Consider the following 16639-nt stretch of genomic DNA (forward strand, 5'->3'; position numbering starts at 1 on the left):
GCATATTGACAACTGCAACCGACATTATCGGCAATGTGTTCTTTTTAGCAGGCATATTGTTCGTGTTCGTGGGAATGGTGGGTCTGCTGCGACTACCTGACGTGTATAACCGTCTCCATGCAACCACGAAGATAGCGACACTTGGTACCTTTGGTGTCATGCTCTCAATCGCAATAAAGGCTGGCTTTTCGACAATGGGCCTAAAAGCCATAACTGTCGGCATATTCCTGCTACTGACAGCTCCTGTAGTAGCACACATGGTAGCAAGAGCTGCCCACAGGAGTGGAACCAAGATGTGGACAGGCTCCGTAATCGATGAATATGCTGAGGACAATAAGAGAGAGAAAGAGAGCCAAATCTAACCTCCAGAACGGCACTCAAAACAGATTTTCATTTTAAATCCTAGTTACTGACGGTTTCAGTCCAGGAGATACATTCTTTGTCAGAAAGGATGAATCTAAACTATCTCTTTTAGTGAACTTAATTTTTAGATACTTCATCTCCGTTACTTTACCCCGAGTATTATTGTGAGCGGGTTGGGGAGTGGGGGGTTAGTGTGGGAGTGGGGTTAAAAATAGACCCGCTCACAGAGAGCATAGAAGTTATCATCTTATATAAGCATTGCTATTTTATTTTATCGAAAAATATGAAGGAAGAGCCACTACTGCGGATAGTTCAGAATGATTTATGACACACATACAGAAGACTCCCGGGGCTACGAAAAGAAAGATTACAAGTAAACACAAAACTTATCTGCCTGGTAATGCATAATGGGCCCGGCAGAACTACCATTTTTGAAAGACGCACCCATGACCGGAAGAACCCGACTATTCCCATTGAATGAAAATAACCTTCGTGATACTTTAAAGGAAGCTGCAGCCATCATTAATGATAGAGGATTGGTAGCTTTCCCAACTGAAACGGTTTACGGCCTGGGGGCAAATGCACTTGATGCAAAAGCTGTGCGGGCCATCTTTGAAGCAAAGGGCAGACCTGCCGACAATCCTCTTATAGTACATATTTCCTCAAAGCAGCAATGTTGCAAGCTCGCCCGGAATATCCCAGAGAAAGCCTTTAAGCTTATGGATAAATTCTGGCCTGGCCCTCTCACACTTATTTTGGAAAGACAGGAAATTGTACCCGATGTGACAACCGGTGGGCTGGATACTGTAGCCCTGAGAATGCCTGACAATGAGATAGCATTGGGGCTCATCAGAGTATCAGGACAACCCCTTGCTGCACCCAGTGCTAATCTTTCAGGAAAGCCAAGCCCAACAACCGCACAGCACGTCATCTCAGATCTCTGGGGAAGAATAGATGCTGTTATTGATGGCGGAACCGTAGAGATCGGCCTTGAATCAACAGTTATAGACATGACACTGCCGGTTCCTGCCATACTCAGGCCTGGCAGGATAAGTCTGGAAGATATAGAGAAGGAAATTGGGAGCATAACGACAGGGTATCTGGACGGGAACCAGCCTGAATCAGCGGCTGTCCGTTCTCCGGGAATGAAGTACACACACTATGCGCCCGATGCAACAGTGATACTAATCGAAGGAGCGAGTACCAGCGTAGTCCACAGGATACAGGAGATGCTTAAGACATATGGCTTGGAGGAAGTAAAAGTAGGACTGCTTTTAACGGATGAGAGCAATATGGACATCTATCACGATGAACAACTCTCACTGGGTAGTAAGGACAAACCTGCAGAACTGGCCTTTAACCTATTCTCAGGGCTGCGTTCCCTGGATGCAAGAGACGTAGACATTATACTTGTTGACGGGTCATTCAGCCACCATGGCATCGGTGCAGCCGTCAGCAACAGGATACGTAAAGCAGCCAGCTCGATCATAAAAGTTTAAAAATAGAACAATCTTGAGGAAGGAAAGATGAAAACAGAAAAGAAACAGGTCAGCCAGGAGAAACAGAAGAATATCGCAATTCTTTACAGGAATAGGAAACTGATAAGGATCAATCTGCTGATATTAAGTTTTGGACTTGCACTTTCCTATCTTGAATATGAGATCGGTGAGCCTTTGCTCTGGCTTGGGATCATCATTTTCGTATATACCATGGTTACTAATTACATTGCAAGATCAGCATTGAAAAAACTTTGACTCACCTGATTCAATACTGCAAGAAAACATTGCAATTGGTACTGTTAATATGAACTGTGGATTTTGGCAGGGTGGCATTTAAAAGGATGTAACTGTTTTCAGCAATAATGTTTCTTATTCATTTATTGCCACATGAGACAAATAAAATCTGGTGGTCAGTGTTGTCCTGAGACATCTCAGGAAATAGATATAGTTGCCACCAGGTACCACCTTACTGCGAAACATGGAGTTAGGAAACAGGCGTGGGAAGATGCCTGTTTCCTTTTTTGCGGGTAACTTTTCTATAATAGGACAATTGCAGCGGCAAGGTCTGTAAAACTGCGTTACTTGACAAGTATCATCTTTAATGGCACCCTCAACGGCAATACTACATGTTCTCTTTAGCTTTATATACCTACCCCGTTGAACCCGGAGAAAAGCCCTGATGTATTCCAGCTGGCATATACTTTACTCAAAGACCGGACCGACAGGTAAGATATTTACTAAAAAAGCAGGATTATTATAATTTACAACCTCCCATAAAAAATGAGCAGCTTCATGTTTTTAAGAGATTAAGTATGCAATCAACTTGCTACCCATAAAGGAATACCATATCTGCTACCTGAACAGAACCTCCGGAAAGAGTATGGAACATCCTAAAAATGACAAACAGAACCTTTGTTTCTTATGTATTATACTTAACTTTGATTCTTACTTATTTATTAGATTAAATTCCATATACTCTACCGGGATTAGAAGAAGGGTATTGGCCGGGATAAGTGGGGAAGGCGTCATAAAGTGATGGCCTTGTTAGCATTTGTTGCATAGCCATGATCGATTGTAACTTCCGGTATGCACTATGGGAAATAAGGTCATCACTTTACAAGTGTATACCATATTACAAACAGGTCCGATGCACCATGTAAGAGGAATCTCAGAAGAAAATATGGCATACAACGCAAATAATCAGCAATACATCATTTAGTCTCATCCTTAGTCCAGATTGTTGATCCGAGAGGAGATGTGATTCATATCAGAAGAAGTAGAACTGCCATCAGCGTGGAAATATTAAGGGCTGCCATGGAGGGAGCAAAAAAAACCCATATAGTTTACCGTGCAAACCTTAACTTTGAGGTTGTTAACAGATACCTTACTATGTTAGAAGAAAAAGGGCTGATAGAGAAAAAAGACAGCCTCTATGTGACAACCGAGAAAGGAAAGGAATTCCAGGAAATTGCACAGGAACTTGGATTATAAGAAGAGATATTCATCAGTACCATCTGATGAGATCATTCTACCGGCGATGGCTGTAGATCTATTCTAAGACTTCCATTATTGTCAGGCGCTGCATTACCTGGCCAGGGATAACCCGAGGTTATAAGAATCTCAATACCTTTTTAACTCATAACCAGTATTATCCTATGTCAATACTATATTAATCCATGTTCTTGCATTGATAAAAGTAAAAGGAAGGAACATACTTATGCTGGAGATCAACAATCTGACAGTCGAGGTCGGCGGTCGCAGGGTGCTTAAAGGTGTAGACCTGAAAGTCGATGCTGGCTACACTAATGTACTGTTCGGGCCAAACGGCGCGGGCAAGTCCGTACTCCTTATGACCCTGATGGGATTCAGCGGTTATAATGTTATTAGCGGAGAGATTATTTTCAAGGGTGAGGATATCACCCGCCTATCTGTTTCCCAGAGAGCGCAGATGGGCATGGGCATAATGACCCAGAGGCCCCCTAACCTGAGTGGCGTCAGGCTGCATGACCTCCTGAAAGTAATATCAAAAGACCCGAAGGAAACGGAAGAACTTGCAGAGTCCATTGATATGGCAAGGTTCTTTGAAAGAGATGTCAATGTCGGATTTTCAGGCGGCGAGATCAAGAGATCAGAACTTCTCCAGCTATCAGCACAAAATCCCGATTTCCTCCTGCTTGATGAACCTGAGTCAGGAGTCGACCTTGCAAGCATCGAGCTTCTGGGAAACACGATCAATACCCTCCTGAACAGGGATTGTAAGTGCCCGGGAGACAGATGCAGGCATGGTAAATCAGCACTTGTGATAACTCATACCGGACAGGTGTTGGACTATATTGAAACCGACAGAGCATATATTCTTTGCAACGGGACTGTGATGTGCTCGGGCAATCCGCGCGAAATGCTCAGCGAGATCAAAGAACAGGGATATGAGGAGTGTATCAAATGCAAGCTGATGCAGATATGAGGAAGAAGGCAGAAAATGCCCTCGGGAAACGCGCTGATTACGGAGAGGATTTCAATCTTGATGAATATGGTGCAGGCACCACCGATGTCCGATACGAGCAAAAACTGACAGACCTCACGGAAGAAGATAAGAAGACGCTGCTTAATGTAGGCTTCACTCCCGGAGAAGAAAATAGGTCAGGTAGCCTCATAATGGTGGATAACACTATAACCCACACATCGCTGCATGATAATGATGCTGTTGAGCTGATGTCCCTCAGGGATGCAATAAAAGTTCACAGCTGGGTCAAGGATTATATATGGAAGCTCGTAAAGCCGGATGCAGACAAATATACGGCGATGAGCTATCTGCAGGATGCAAATGGTTATTTCATCCGGGCTCCTGCAGGCAAAAAATCAAAGATGCCTGTGCAGACCTGTCTCCTGATAGGCTCAAAGCAGGTTTCACAGACAGTTCACAACATTATTATCGTTGAAGAAGGTGCTGAACTTGAAGTAATAACAGGTTGCTCCACAAAGCACGGAGTGGAAAAGGGACTACACCTCGGAATTTCAGAAATGTATGTGAAGAAAGGAGCAACACTCAATTTTACAATGATCCACAACTGGGCTGACCAGATAGGTGTCAGGCCAAGAACCGTCGTACATCTTGAGGAAGGAGCCAAATACATAAGCAATTATGTAACCCTGAAACCGGTCAGATCAATCCAATCATATCCGACGGTTATTCTCGATGGAAAAGGTGCATTCACAAGACTTAACACAATAGCTGTGGCCCATCCTGGTTCGGAGCTTGACCTTGGAAGCCGGGTCATCTTCAATGCAGAGGACACATCGGCAGAGATGATCTCAAGAACCATTACTACCGGTGGCATATCTATTGCAAGAGGAGAAATGATAGGTAATGCCAATGGCGCCAAAGGGCATCTGGAGTGTCACGGACTTGTACTGAGTGACAAGGGTACACAGAGGGCCATCCCCATCCTTGAGGCAAATGTCCAGAATATAGAGCTTTCTCATGAAGCTGCCGTTGGCCGCATTGCCAGGGAACAGATAGAATACCTGATGGCCCGCGGCCTTACAGAAGAAGATGCAATTGGCATGATCGTCCGGGGATTCCTTGATGTTGGCATCCAGGGCATACCCGATGAACTTAGAGCAGATATTGACGAAACCATTGCAAAGATCGGAGAGAACGCGATCTGAACCACATATAAATGGAATAAACTTTAATAGATTAATCTTAACAAGAGGATATTAATGAACCAAAAATTAATAGGCATCTTTCTGGCTGCCATTATGCTAATGTCAATCGGGACATTTTTCTTTGCCGGCCCTCTGTCCAACCAGAGCAACAATGGGAATGATGCCTCACAGGCACCCGGATTTGAGACGATACCCGGTACAAAGATGAGCCATGAATTGAACTCACTTCAGGACGGGCTGAGCATTACACCAGAGGGTGCGACAATCGTTAGTTATGTCGATTACTCAAGAGTGTATGGGACACCACTCCAGATACTGGCACCCAATATCACCGATGTATATTCAGTTTACAACTCGATGATCCTTAAGAGGTATTCCGCATATAATGCTGCTGAAGATTTTGCATTCGAAGCTCATGTGATAAACCCGGAAGTTATAAACTTTGATTATATGCTTGCAGAACAGCCATATAATGGATATTATATGCTATCCCGCAATGGACAGGTGTACAATATTGTAGGTAACCCTATGCTGCTTGGCCCGGAAGAATCACTTAAGCAGGTAATTGACGTTACATCAGGCACCCTTGAAAGCTCCGAGGATTTTGAGAGGATAATGCCTTATATCGAAGCTGGTGCCGAATACCAGATGCTCACTTCCGCTGACAGTCTTGCCGAACAGCACTACGTGGAGTTCATGTATACTGCAGACGGCAATTATAGTAGGACAGAGGTATTCGTTGAACCTCAGCAAAGCCTTATCGATACGATAACCACTCTTAGCGCAAATAGTTCCGAGCGTGGACTCACGTACAATATAACCACGCATGAAGATGCAAATGTAACAAAGGTCATTGTAACGACCAATGCCTCGAACTTTTACAGTCTGGCACTTGAACAGTTCTGGTAATACTCAGAACTGGAGAATTGTCTGGAATTAAGGTGAGAGTTATTCTCACAATCTTTTTTTTCGCACGATTCCAGCCTTTTGCCACAAGATTTATACATGAATAGATTGTTTTGGAATCAAACCGCTATTTGCCGAAAGATATATATCTGAATGCAACGGTTGATAGCCATTACTTTGGCATAATAACAGTGTCAGTTAGTGATATTAATTTGTAGCAATCATAAAATTGGCCAAATTAGTTTCAGGCTACTGTCCTGATCTGCAATGAATAATGAAAAACCGCATTTCTCGCGGTTTCGAAGGAGATTAATAATATGGCAGCAAAATTTGACGTTCCAGAAGAATTAGCAAACAAAGCACTTGAGAGCGTAGAGCTCGCAAGGGACACAGGAAAATTGAAAAAGGGTACAAACGAAGTGACAAAAGCAATTGAGAGAGGTATTACAAAACTCGCAGTTATAGCTGAAGATGTAAGCCCTGCTGAAGTCATAGCCCACCTTGCACCACTCTGTGAAGAGAAGAACACTCCATACATATTCGTCAAGCAGCAGAAAGAACTTGGTGCAGCTTGCGGCATCGGAGTCGCCTGTGCAGCGGTTGCTATCATAGATACCGGCAAGGGCAGCGAACTTGTTGAAGACATAGCACAGAAAATAAGTGCATTGAAATAATCTGATACATGAGGTATCATTATGGCAGATGAAGATACAGGCTATGCAGCTGAAGTCATTGATGTTATCGGCAATACCGGTATGCATGGCGAAGCTAGCCAGATACAGTGCCGTGTGCTTGAAGGGCGCGACAAAGGCCGTATAATCACCCGCAACTGTGTAGGTCCGATCAGAGTAGGAGATATATTGATGCTGATCGAAACATCCAGAGAAGCCAAGAAGCTGACTACCAGGTGATTATAGTGGAACAAAGAAAATGTTCTTTTTGCGGCGCATTCCTTGAGCCGGGGACAGGCAAGCTCTTTGTAAAGAGGGACGGATCAACTTATTTGTTCTGTTCTTCAAAATGCGAGAGCAACTTTGACCTTGGAAGGCTGCCAAGGCGTACAGAATGGACCGAGCAGGGCAGAATACATTTGAAGAAGGCATAACCCGGTGTCAGGCATGGAACAGACATATATTATGATCAAGCCCGATGGCGTACAGCGCGGGCTCGTCGGAGAGATAATCTCGAGGATCGAGAAACGCGGCCTGAAGGTTGCAGCCATGCGCCTGAATGTGATGAGTGCAGAGAGTGCGAAAGAGCACTACAAGGAACATGCAGAGAAACCATTCTTTGCATCCCTCATAGAGTACGTCACATCAGGTCCTTCAGTCTCAATGGTGGTTGAAGGAAAGAACTCCATCGCTATCATGCGTGCGGTCAACGGGGCAACTAACCCGGTAAACGCACTTCCGGGTACTATAAGGGGAGACTTTGCCATCGAGACCGGAAGGAATGTTGTCCATGCATCCGATTCTACCGAATCGTCCAAACGTGAGATCTCGATTCACTTTAAGAGTACAGAGATCTTCAGTTACTCAAAGATAGATGAGGTTTGCCTCTACGAGTAAACTTTAAGACAATTCCGGGCACCTTCTTATTATATTCATGCCCGGGATAGTTTAATCGTTTATCACAGGCAGTCAATCATATTTGAAGGGATGCACATGGCAGTCAAGGGAAACTTACGCACACCAATTGTCTCTGTAATGGGACATGTAGATCATGGAAAGACTACATTACTTGACAAGATCAGAGGCAGTACTGTTGCTGACGGAGAGGCAGGCGCCATTACCCAGCACATAGGTGCAACCGAAGTTCCCATCGATGTTATCGTAAATAAGTGTGGTAACCCATCACTCCGGGATAAGTTCATTGTGCCCGGCCTTCTGTTCATTGACACACCGGGACACCATGCATTCACATCACTTAGAAGCCGCGGTGGAGCTCTTGCGGATCTTGCTATAGTTATTGTGGACATAAACGAAGGTTTCAAACCACAAACCATAGAAAGCCTTCAGATCCTCAAAAGATTCAAGACACCTTTTGTGGTCGTTGCGAACAAGATCGACAGGATACATGGCTGGAACCCACAAAAGAACTCCACCTTCGTGCAATCATATAACAAGCAGATAGAACGTGTAAGGACCGATCTGGACAAGAAGTTCTATGAGATCGTAGGGGAATTATATAAGTTGGGATTTAATTCCGAAAGGCATGACAGGATAAATGATTTCCAGCGTAATATCGGGATAATTCCGATCAGCGCCATGACAGGAGAAGGTATCCCTGACGTTTTGATGGTGCTTCTGGGACTTGCCCAGAGATTCCTTGAGGGAAATTTGCATTATGATGCGAACATCCCCGGAGTTGGCACTGTTCTTGAAGTAAAGGAAGAGAAAGGGCTTGGGGCAACCATAGATGTTATTCTTTATGACGGGACCTTGAAGAAGGGAGACATTATAGTTGTCGGAAGCCTTGGAAAACCTATCCAGACCAAAGTCCGTGCACTATTAAAACCCCGTCCGCTTACTGAAATAAAATCCGAAGAGAAGTTCGAGCAGGTTTCATCAGTCACAGCAGCCATAGGTGTCAAGATATCTGCACCCGGACTTGAGACCGCGCTTGCAGGTTCTCCCGTGAGGGTCACAACTCCTGAGACTATCGATGATATCACAGATGAAGTACAGAGTGAGATAGAAGATGTCCAGATCGACACCGACTCTAACGGCGTTACAATAAAAGCGGATACGATAGGTTCTCTTGAAGCTCTTGTCAATGAGCTGAAAAAAGAGAACATACCCATCAGGAAAGCGACTGTAGGAGATGTATCGCAGCGAGATGTTGTGGAAGTTACAGCTATCGAGGATTCCCTCTATGCAGTAATTGTCGGATTCAATGTAAAAGTGCTTCCTGATGCCAGGGAAAAGGTTCAGGAAACAAATATCCGCCTCTTCCAGAACGATGTCATATATCGTCTGATAGATGACTACAAGGACTGGGCGCAGGAACAGAAGGAGCTTGCCGAAAAGGAGATGGCTGACACCATTATTAAACCAGGAAGGTTCCAGATATTGCCAAACTGTACATTCAGGCAGAGTAAACCGGCTGTTGTGGGTGTGAAGATAATCGGGGGAGTCGTCAGGACAAAACTTGACATTATTGCACTTGATGGCGCCATCGTCGGCAAGATAAAAGGCCTTCAATCCAGTGGAGAAAATATCTCACAGGCAAAGGTCGGCATGGAAGTTGCTATGGCTATAGAAGGTCCGACTGTTGGAAGGCAGATCAAGGAAGGAGATACGCTTTTCATCAATGTCCCGGAACGGCATGCTAAGAAGATGGAAAATGAGATTAATGACTCATTGACGGCAGATGAATTAGAGACACTGGACGCGTTCCTTGAATTCAAAAGAAGGGGCAATCCCTTCTGGGCAAAATAATTATTCATGGCAACGCATATTCATTGATATCACAGGAAAACAAGAATATATATATTATATTGGAGGAATAAATATGGCAGATTTCAAAATAGTAGTATCAGACCCAAAGACAAAATCATATCAGTTCAACCTGACAGGACCGGAAGCTAACAAGCTCGTAGGAAAATCCATAGGCCAGACCGTGGACGGCGCAATTGTCGGACTCCCGGGCTATGGACTGAAGATTACAGGCGGAAGTGACAAGAGCGGTATGGTCATGAGACCTGAGATCCCAGGACCAAGGAGACAGAAAGTACTTATTGCAGAGGGTGTAGGTTACTCCCCTGTCGCAAGTGGCGTCCGCCGCAGAAAGATGATGCGCGGAAGGGAAATTGCACCTGACATAATACAGGTCAACACCGTTGTTGTCGAATACGGCGACAAGACAATCGAAGCCATCGTCGGTGGCGAAGAAGTAGCAGCAAAAGAGTGAGCAACTCACTCTTTACAATAATTTTATAATCTTTTTTGCTTATTTAGTATATACTTTCAATTAATCTTGTGGACACCAAGCACAAGTGGCTCTTTCCTGCAGAGGAAACCATTCACCTCAAAGGATACATTCAAGTTTCCAAGGTCTGCCTTTCCACTTGTCATCGGCCTGATGGCAATGGAAACATAACGTGAAGATGATGGCAGTAAGCCCTCAATATAAACTGTCGGGACCTCACACTCGATCTGTGAAGAGAAGCAGCTAGAGAGGCTTATATTGGTCAGGGATTCATCCGAGCGGTTTTCCACAATAAAACCTAAGGAAGCAGGGATGCTTTTGTAAAGGGTCTCCGGCGTATTCATCCTGACATTCAGCTCCGGAGCAAATATCCGGCGAATATTGAATCCAAGTGGACCCGCATTGCAGACATTACCGTTCATCCTGAATTCAACACTAAAATGACCTACGCTTATCTCCCCGATGACCTTCGGAATTATGTTGATTGCCAGCGCCTGCCCGGAACCTGCCTGCATGTTGCCAATATTAAATGATGTCACATCCGCGTCTATACCTTCACTAAAAGAACAGCTTACCTGCACATCATCCAATGAAAAAGAAAGCCTGTTCATGAGATATATCCCCAGAGGAGCCTCTTCCCCGAAGTGTAGGGCATCCGGAATACTGGTATTCACAAACAAGCAGGAGCATATGACATTGCACAAGCCGATTGGAAGGTTGTTCTTTGTGTACTTTTGCCCGCGTATCTCAAAATATAGGTCCGCTGTGCCCATGGAATTCTTTCCGGTATGCAGAGAAATGAAAGGTATGGATGCTGATCCTGAAGATCCTCCTGCAACAGTGCCAAGAGAAAGTTGAGAACCAGCGCACTTGAAAGAGTCCGGGAACACCCACCTAAGCCATACATTGCCGATATCGGTGTCAGTGGGATTGTTAACATGTAAAGTAACTGCATACGGAAATCCGGTTTCTGCGCTTGCAGGATAATTATATCCCACGACCACAGCATCACGTACCTGCATCCCCAGGAGCCGTCTCTTGCTTATTCCCCATATATTTTCATATATCCAGAAAAAATGAATTGGTGTGTAAGGAAGTACGACAAACACAAATAAAGCAAGCACAAACACTGGCACTGATAACGGTATAACTCCCGACAGCAGGGATGAAATGCTAAGAGGCATCAGAGAATAAGCAAGAGTATGCAGGCCAATCCCGGAAGACATAGGATGTAACATCCCAACTGCAAAGAAAGCCAGCCACATTATCCACACAAGAGAGTACATCTGAAAGAGATATCCACTCTTCCCTCTTGATTTATTCAGAAGGGCATAAGAGAGGGAGCAGATAAAATCACCGGAGATTCTGGACAGTTTCATTTAATCACTGCTTGAAATGAGTAGTCGGAATTAGGTTTATTCATATAAATATATTACTTTGTATATAATTTAGCCTATCAGGCATAAGATAAGGAGAGCAGAAATACCGGAGAAAAAGAGATTCCAATAAAAACAAGAGATAAAAGCAAGAGATAAAAACAAAAAAAATACAAAAAAAAGGGAAATAGAGGAAGAAAAGCTCAGATTAGCTTCTTTCCGGCTTCAGGTCCGCTTTTACATTCAAATACATCTGTTATCTTCATTTTTATGAGATATTTTGCAGGGAAGCGGTCACTCTTTGCTTTTACTATCTTACGCATCTCATCATATTCCTCACCACGGTCTATGATCTTTACATCGCCTTTTATCTGGAAGCATCCGTTGATCTCAGGCCCCCATACATAGATTGCGCCTTTTGGGTTTGCCCTGAGGTTCTCCATGGTTTTGAGGAAGTAGTTGTCAACAATCCATATTGTCTCAGCATCTTCCTGAAGCATACACATCCCTATAGGGATAACATTTGGTACGCCGTCTTTGGAGGCTGTTGCGAATGGGAATATCTTCATCTTTGCGAATTCTTCTTTTATCTCATCTGTTAACTTTACCATTGATGTCACCTCTGCATATCAAAATATAAGACTCAGGTAATCTACACATCAATGAAGTTTAAACTTTTTCATCAGTGATGTTCATATAAGAAAATAGAGAATGATAGAAGATATGGGGAAAAATAAAAGGAAGTGAAAGCCCGTCAGAATAATTTATTAAGGAAATACTGATGAACCCTTGTATCAAACGTAAGTTCAGGATGGAAAGCCAGTGCCAGGATATTTCCCTGTTCTGCAGCAATCACCTTGCCATCCATTTTTGCCAGGACGGTTACATCTTTCCCGCATCCAACAATTCCGGGAGCCCTTATGAAAACAGCAGTGTATGGGGAATTAAGGAAAGGAAGCTCAAGCTCGGTCTCAAAAGATTCACGCTGCCTTCCAAAAGCGTTCCTGTTAACTGTCGTATCCATTATTCCCAGGAGATGCTGATGGGTCTTTTTCACCTGCTCGTCACCTTCCTTTGCAAGCAGTATCAGGCCGGCGCATGTTCCCATAATAGGTTTTCCAGAGAGATGCAGTTGCCTTATCTCATCTGCGATTCCCTCGCGTATAAGCAGCCGGCCCAAAGTCGTACTCTCTCCCCCGGGAAGGATGAGTGCATCACACCCTGGAACAATGCCCTTGTGCTTGATAGTCACAATATCGGCAGACTGACCACGCTCCTCCAAAGCCCTGATAAGCGCGTCCACATGTTCGGAAACATCACCCTGAATAGCAATTACACCTATGAGCATAATGGCTCCGTTATTAAAAAAGATAGAGGATGGGTATTACCATCCGCGTGTCTGAAGGACCTGGTCCTGGGGTATAGTGTCGACACTAATACCCTTCATGCCGGCGCCGATGCCCTTTGATATCTTAGCAAGCACTTCAGGATTGTCATAATTGTTCACTGCCTCGACTATGGCTATTGCCATTTTCTCAGGGATCTCAGCCTTGAATATGCCAGAACCCACAAAAACACCGTCAGCACCCAGACGCATCATGAGAGCTGCATCTGCAGGTGTTGCAACTCCGCCCGCTGCGAAGTTAACTACCGGGAGACGTTGCATCTGTGCAGTCTCGAGCACAAGTTCGAAGGGAGCTTCAATCTCACGGGCAATCCGGACCATCTCTTCTCTGGTCATACCTTTCAGTGCACGGATTTCACCCTGTATCTGTTTCATGTGTTTGACAGCCTCGCTGACATCACCGGTTCCGGCTTCACCTTTGGTGCGTATCATGGCTGCGCCTTCATTCATACGGCGGAGAGCCTCACCAAGATTCCTGGCGCCACATACGAAAGGAACGGTAAAATCGGTCTTTTCGATGTGATATTTGTGGTCAGCCGGAGTAAGCACTTCGGACTCATCAACCATGTCAACGCCAAGAGCCTGCAGTATCTCAGCCTCTACGAAGTGGCCGATACGCGCTTTTGCCATTACCGGGATTGTTACGGTGTCTATGATATCTGCAATTATCTGCGGATCTGCCATCCTCGCAACGCCACCTGCCTTTCTAATGTCTGCGGGCACTGCCTGCAGAGCCATTACTGCAACTGCCCCTGCTTCCTCTGCAATGCGGGCCTGTTCGGGAGTTGTAACATCCATGATAACACCGCCTTTTTGCATCTTTGCAAAGCCGCGCTTGATAAGTTCCGTACCGTGTCTTAATTTCTCAAGTTCCATAATATCATCCTTCTGAATAATCCATATAATTTTATTTCAATAGCTATGCGTGTATAGACCATTAAACATGGTCAATACTTAAAAGCATTTACATTACTCACCGTCTGCCCTTATCCTCGCTACACCGACCACTTTATCCTTCTGGCGCACATCCATGATCTTAACACCCTGGGTGTTCCTGCCCTGGACGCGTACATCCTTTACAGGTATCCGGATAATAATACCTTCGGAACTTGTGAGCATTATCTCATCACTATCCTTTACGGCTTTAACATTTATGACAGGGCCGTTCCTGAGGCTGGTGACAATAGTGATGACACCCTGCCCGCCCCTATGCAGTGTACGGTACTCATTGAACTTGGTACGCTTGCCAAAGCCGTTCTCAGTCACTGTAAGAAGGGACGCGCTTTCATCAACAATATCCAGACTGACCACATGGTCGCCAGGCTCCAGCCTCATCCCGCGGACACCCCTTGCACTTCTACCCATCGGACGCACATCGTTTTCAGAGAATCTGATGGCCTTACCATGTCTTGAGACCATGACCATTTCTTTTGAACCATCTGTCAACGCCACATTCACCAGTTCGTCACCTTCATCGAGATTCAGCGCGATAATGCCTGCCCTGCGCGGATTGCTGAAGTCGGAAAGAGAGCTCTTTTTTACGGTTCCCATGCGGGTAGCCATGAACAGATAGCTGTCTTCTGAGAATTTGCTCACTGGTATCATTGCAGTAACAGACTCACCTTCCGCCAGTTCCAGAAGGTTCACTATAGCTTTGCCTCTGGACTGCCTGCTACCTTCAGGCATCTCGTACACCTTCTGCCAGTAGACCCTTCCCCTGGTGGTGAAGAAAAGGAGATAATTATGTGTCGATGCCACAAATATATCGGTGACGAAGTCCTCGTCTTTAGTATCCATGCCTATAATACCCTTGCCGCCTCTGTGCTGCTGGGAATATGTGTCTACCAGAAGACGCTTGATGTAGCCGCTGTTAGTGATAGTGACAACAACTTCTTCATCGGGTATCAGGTCCTCATCTTCCAGTTCCATGACAGAACCTTTGATCTTGGTCCTCCTTTCATCACCGAAGCGTTCCTTCAGATCGGCAAGTTCGGACCGGATTATACTATATTTCCTCTCATCGCTCCGGATGATTTCTTCCAGTTCTGCTATAAGCCGGAGTAACTCATTATACTCATCCTCTACTTTCTGCCTTTCAAGCCCTGTCAGCTTCTGCAAACGCATATCAAGGATAGCCTTTGCCTGTATCTCATCCAGGCCGAAATTGCTAATAAGACCTTCACGCGCTGTTTCCACATCTTTTGATGATCTGATAAGGGTTATGACCGCATCCAGATGATCCAGAGCTATCTTCAGGCCCCTCAGTATGTGTGCTCTCTCCTCTGCCTTACGAAGCTGGAAAAGCGTCCGATTCTGGATAATCTCTATGCGGTGTTCGAGGTAAATGCGCAGCATATCCTTAAGGCTCAATTCCTTGGGGACATTGTCTACCAGAGCCAGGTTTATGATACCGAAAGTAGTCTGCATCTGGGTGTGTTTGTAGAGCTGGTTTAAGACTACATTGGGATTAGTAGTGCGTGTTAATTCGATAACAACCCTTATACCATCACGGTCAGACTCGTCACGCAGGTCGGAAATGCCGATTATTCTCTTATCCCTGACAAGCTCGGCGATGTTTTCAATAAGCTTGGCCTTGTTTACCTGATAAGGAAGCTCGGTCACGATTATAGCGTTCTTATCCTTCCTGATTTCCTCTATTTCAGCAACAGCCCTAAGCTGCACCTTACCGCGCCCTGTCTCATAGGAATCCCTTATTCCCTGAGAACCGAGAATGACGGCACCCGTCGGGAAATCCGGGCCCTTGATAACCTTCATCAGTTCATTGACACTTACATCCGGGTTATCCATCTGCATCAGTGTAGCATCAATGACCTCAGTCAGGTTATGAGGAGCCATGTTGGTGGCCATACCTACTGCAATACCTGTGGAACCATTGACAAGCAGGTTCGGCAGTTTTGCCGGAAGTACAGTCGGCTCCTGAAGTGAACCGTCATAATTGGGACGGGTGGATACTGTGTCTTTATCGATATCTATAAGCATCTCATCCGCGATCTTGTCCATGCGTGCCTCAGTGTAACGCATGGCTGCTGCAGAATCGCCGTCAATGGAACCGAAGTTACCCTGTCCGTCAATCAGGGGGTAACGGAGGGAGAACTCCTGTACCATCCTTACAAGGGAATCGTAAACTGCGACATCTCCATGAGGATGGTACTTACCGAGCACGTCTCCCACTACACGGGCACATTTCTTATAGGGTTTATCAGAAGTTATACCGGCTTCCTTCATTGCATACAGGATTCTGCGGTGTACAGGTTTGAGACCATCCCTTGCATCGGGCAGCGCACGTCCTACTATGACACTCATTGCATAGTCTATGTATGAATTCCTCATCTCATCTTCAATAAGGATAGGAACGATCTTTTCGCCGGCATCTGTAGGCTGGATCTCAAGAGACATCCCGTCCGCGGGAACCGGAGCGGAAGTCTCATCTTTCTGGTTATTATCGTTATCTGTATTATCTGCCATCTATC

The 16639-nt window shown here is 45.1% G+C and carries 18 protein-coding genes; 13 read left to right on the top strand and 5 right to left on the bottom strand.

From position 1 onward, the window contains the following. Positions 1-5 precede the first annotated feature (5 nt). The 13 genes from mnhG to QZZ22_RS10880 all read left to right on the top strand — a co-directional run bounded on the left by mnhG (position 6) and on the right by QZZ22_RS10880 (position 10349). Positions 6-362: a monovalent cation/H(+) antiporter subunit G gene (gene mnhG, locus QZZ22_RS10820; RefSeq protein WP_292464698.1), complete on the top strand. Its 357-nt coding sequence runs from the start codon at positions 6-8 to the stop codon at positions 360-362. Positions 363-794: 432 nt separating this feature from the next. Beyond that, positions 795-1862 (top strand): L-threonylcarbamoyladenylate synthase, encoded by a 1068-nt coding sequence (locus tag QZZ22_RS10825; RefSeq protein WP_342765102.1) that lies wholly within the window; start codon positions 795-797, stop codon positions 1860-1862. 27 nt (positions 1863-1889) lie between these two features. Beyond that, positions 1890-2117: a hypothetical protein gene (locus QZZ22_RS10830; protein WP_292464699.1), complete on the top strand. Its 228-nt coding sequence runs from the start codon at positions 1890-1892 to the stop codon at positions 2115-2117. 1002 nt (positions 2118-3119) lie between these two features. Then, positions 3120-3353 carry a winged helix-turn-helix domain-containing protein gene (locus tag QZZ22_RS10835; protein ID WP_256623000.1) on the top strand — a complete coding sequence of 78 codons (234 nt, stop codon included), beginning with the start codon at positions 3120-3122 and terminating at the stop codon, positions 3351-3353. A gap of 226 nt (positions 3354-3579) precedes the next feature. Then, positions 3580-4326: an ABC transporter ATP-binding protein gene (locus tag QZZ22_RS10840; RefSeq protein ID WP_292464823.1), complete on the top strand. Its 747-nt coding sequence runs from the start codon at positions 3580-3582 to the stop codon at positions 4324-4326. Then, positions 4305-5531, top strand: coding sequence for a SufD family Fe-S cluster assembly protein (locus QZZ22_RS10845; protein ID WP_292464703.1), 1227 nt, complete (start codon positions 4305-4307; stop codon positions 5529-5531). The genes QZZ22_RS10840 and QZZ22_RS10845 overlap by 22 nt, the downstream gene beginning before the upstream one ends. A gap of 54 nt (positions 5532-5585) precedes the next feature. Beyond that, complete coding sequence (locus QZZ22_RS10850) at positions 5586-6440, top strand: hypothetical protein (protein ID WP_292464704.1); 855 nt, start codon at positions 5586-5588, stop codon at positions 6438-6440. A gap of 314 nt (positions 6441-6754) precedes the next feature. After that, on the top strand, positions 6755-7111 hold the full coding sequence (gene rpl7ae, locus QZZ22_RS10855; RefSeq protein WP_292464706.1) for a 50S ribosomal protein L7Ae: 357 nt from the start codon (positions 6755-6757) through the stop codon (positions 7109-7111). Positions 7112-7132: 21 nt separating this feature from the next. Further along, positions 7133-7348 carry a 30S ribosomal protein S28e gene (locus tag QZZ22_RS10860; protein WP_015054764.1) on the top strand — a complete coding sequence of 72 codons (216 nt, stop codon included), beginning with the start codon at positions 7133-7135 and terminating at the stop codon, positions 7346-7348. Between the two features lie 5 nt (positions 7349-7353). Continuing rightward, positions 7354-7542 carry a 50S ribosomal protein L24e gene (locus tag QZZ22_RS10865; RefSeq protein ID WP_292464707.1) on the top strand — a complete coding sequence of 63 codons (189 nt, stop codon included), beginning with the start codon at positions 7354-7356 and terminating at the stop codon, positions 7540-7542. 13 nt (positions 7543-7555) lie between these two features. Continuing rightward, entirely contained in the window at positions 7556-8005 is a 450-nt protein-coding gene (ndk, locus tag QZZ22_RS10870) for a nucleoside-diphosphate kinase (RefSeq protein WP_292464708.1), read from the top strand. 96 nt (positions 8006-8101) lie between these two features. Next, positions 8102-9877: a translation initiation factor IF-2 gene (infB, locus tag QZZ22_RS10875; RefSeq protein ID WP_292464709.1), complete on the top strand. Its 1776-nt coding sequence runs from the start codon at positions 8102-8104 to the stop codon at positions 9875-9877. 73 nt (positions 9878-9950) lie between these two features. Continuing rightward, on the top strand, positions 9951-10349 hold the full coding sequence (locus tag QZZ22_RS10880; RefSeq protein ID WP_292464710.1) for a 30S ribosomal protein S6e: 399 nt from the start codon (positions 9951-9953) through the stop codon (positions 10347-10349). A 56-nt stretch (positions 10350-10405) separates the two neighbouring features. Here the strand turns inward: QZZ22_RS10880 and QZZ22_RS10885 are convergent, their stop codons facing one another. The 5 genes from QZZ22_RS10885 to gyrA all read right to left on the bottom strand — a co-directional run bounded on the left by QZZ22_RS10885 (position 10406) and on the right by gyrA (position 16634). Further along, positions 10406-11746, bottom strand: a complete 1341-nt coding sequence (locus QZZ22_RS10885; protein WP_292464712.1) for a hypothetical protein — start codon at positions 11744-11746, stop codon at positions 10406-10408. 200 nt (positions 11747-11946) lie between these two features. After that, positions 11947-12354, bottom strand: a complete 408-nt coding sequence (locus QZZ22_RS10890; protein WP_292464714.1) for a pyridoxamine 5'-phosphate oxidase family protein — start codon at positions 12352-12354, stop codon at positions 11947-11949. A gap of 143 nt (positions 12355-12497) precedes the next feature. Then, positions 12498-13091, bottom strand: a complete 594-nt coding sequence (gene pdxT, locus QZZ22_RS10895) for a pyridoxal 5'-phosphate synthase glutaminase subunit PdxT (RefSeq protein WP_292464715.1) — start codon at positions 13089-13091, stop codon at positions 12498-12500. A gap of 36 nt (positions 13092-13127) precedes the next feature. After that, positions 13128-14024: a pyridoxal 5'-phosphate synthase lyase subunit PdxS gene (gene pdxS, locus QZZ22_RS10900; RefSeq protein ID WP_292464717.1), complete on the bottom strand. Its 897-nt coding sequence runs from the start codon at positions 14022-14024 to the stop codon at positions 13128-13130. 93 nt (positions 14025-14117) lie between these two features. Beyond that, complete coding sequence (gene gyrA / locus QZZ22_RS10905; RefSeq protein ID WP_292464718.1) at positions 14118-16634, bottom strand: DNA gyrase subunit A; 2517 nt, start codon at positions 16632-16634, stop codon at positions 14118-14120. Positions 16635-16639 lie beyond the last annotated feature (5 nt).

This window comes from Methanolobus sp., from assembly GCF_016278365.1.
In the GTDB taxonomy this organism is placed as follows: Archaea; Halobacteriota; Methanosarcinia; order Methanosarcinales; family Methanosarcinaceae; genus Methanolobus.

Coding starts and splice junctions, on each gene's coding strand:
- QZZ22_RS10830 (WP_292464699.1), top strand. CDS start 1,890: ATGAAAACAGAAAAGAAACAGGTCAGCCAGGAGAAACAGAAGAATATC.
- QZZ22_RS10840 (WP_292464823.1), top strand. CDS start 3,580: ATGCTGGAGATCAACAATCTGACAGTCGAGGTCGGCGGTCGCAGGGTG.
- QZZ22_RS10845 (WP_292464703.1), top strand. CDS start 4,305: ATGCAAGCTGATGCAGATATGAGGAAGAAGGCAGAAAATGCCCTCGGG.
- QZZ22_RS10850 (WP_292464704.1), top strand. CDS start 5,586: ATGAACCAAAAATTAATAGGCATCTTTCTGGCTGCCATTATGCTAATG.
- rpl7ae (WP_292464706.1), top strand. CDS start 6,755: ATGGCAGCAAAATTTGACGTTCCAGAAGAATTAGCAAACAAAGCACTT.
- QZZ22_RS10860 (WP_015054764.1), top strand. CDS start 7,133: ATGGCAGATGAAGATACAGGCTATGCAGCTGAAGTCATTGATGTTATC.
- ndk (WP_292464708.1), top strand. CDS start 7,556: ATGGAACAGACATATATTATGATCAAGCCCGATGGCGTACAGCGCGGG.
- infB (WP_292464709.1), top strand. CDS start 8,102: ATGGCAGTCAAGGGAAACTTACGCACACCAATTGTCTCTGTAATGGGA.
- QZZ22_RS10880 (WP_292464710.1), top strand. CDS start 9,951: ATGGCAGATTTCAAAATAGTAGTATCAGACCCAAAGACAAAATCATAT.
- QZZ22_RS10885 (WP_292464712.1), bottom strand. CDS start 11,746: ATGAAACTGTCCAGAATCTCCGGTGATTTTATCTGCTCCCTCTCTTAT.
- QZZ22_RS10890 (WP_292464714.1), bottom strand. CDS start 12,354: ATGGTAAAGTTAACAGATGAGATAAAAGAAGAATTCGCAAAGATGAAG.
- pdxT (WP_292464715.1), bottom strand. CDS start 13,091: ATGCTCATAGGTGTAATTGCTATTCAGGGTGATGTTTCCGAACATGTG.
- pdxS (WP_292464717.1), bottom strand. CDS start 14,024: ATGGAACTTGAGAAATTAAGACACGGTACGGAACTTATCAAGCGCGGC.
- gyrA (WP_292464718.1), bottom strand. CDS start 16,634: ATGGCAGATAATACAGATAACGATAATAACCAGAAAGATGAGACTTCC.